General features: G+C 70.2%; 1 protein-coding gene. It reads left to right on the top strand.

Going from position 1 to position 751, the window contains the following annotated elements; genetic code table 11:
• The first annotated feature begins 184 nt into the window (after nt 1-184).
• Nucleotides 185-643, top strand: a complete 459-nt coding sequence (locus ACFXGA_RS32325) for a hypothetical protein (RefSeq protein WP_378094528.1) — start codon at nt 185-187, stop codon at nt 641-643.
• The last annotated feature ends 108 nt before the right edge of the window (nt 644-751 follow it).

Genomic DNA, 751 nt, shown 5'->3' with positions numbered 1-751 from the left:
CTCCGGGGTCGCGCGGCGGACGGGTTCGGGGAGTCGGCGTACCGGTCGAACGATGGCGACCACCCGCCGTCGGCGGCTCGTGCGCCCTGCGGTTCGACACAGAGCCCTGCGACTCGCGGGTTTAGCAGTCGTTTAGCCGCACCGTGCCAGCATCGGCGTGCTCGTGCCGACGGAGGGGGAGCCGGTGACCAGGCACACGTTGCGGTTGTTATCGGGAGTGGCGGCGGTCGTCGTCCTGTTGCTCGGGGTGGGAGGCGTGGCGACTGCGCGGTCCGGGGCGGCCGCGGCCGCGAAGTCGGCTGGAGACCGTGAAGTCGACGCCCTGTCGTGGAACTACACGTGCTTCGGTTACACGGGAACGTTCAGGGATGGTTCCTCGGTCGTCTACGTCGATTGGATTACCACGGGGGACGAGTGCTTCGGCATCGCTCCGGACCGCACGATCTGGCACGCCTGGCCAGGATCGGGCGGGTGGCAGATGATGCCGGGCAACGGTCGTGCGGACGACACCCGGGATCACTTCTACGAGAACACCAGCACCGGCTCTCGCACTGCGGGGGTGTGGGTCGCCGACGGCACGGGCTACTGGTGCCAGGACTACACGCCCTCCGGCGGGTGGACGGGTCACTGGTACGACTGCTGACGCCGACCGAGAACCACCGACGCCTGTTCGCGGGGGGGGCCCCGGGGGGCCCCCCGGCGCCGGGGTGAACCCCGGGGCACATTACCCTGGTGGGTGTGGGCCCCCCTT

The sequence above is a fragment of the Actinosynnema sp. NPDC059335 genome (assembly GCF_042752395.1).
Taxonomy (GTDB): domain Bacteria; phylum Actinomycetota; class Actinomycetes; order Mycobacteriales; family Pseudonocardiaceae; genus Actinosynnema.
The sequence above is the reverse complement of the archived record's forward strand: the minus strand, read 5'-3'. Positions and strand labels throughout refer to the sequence as shown.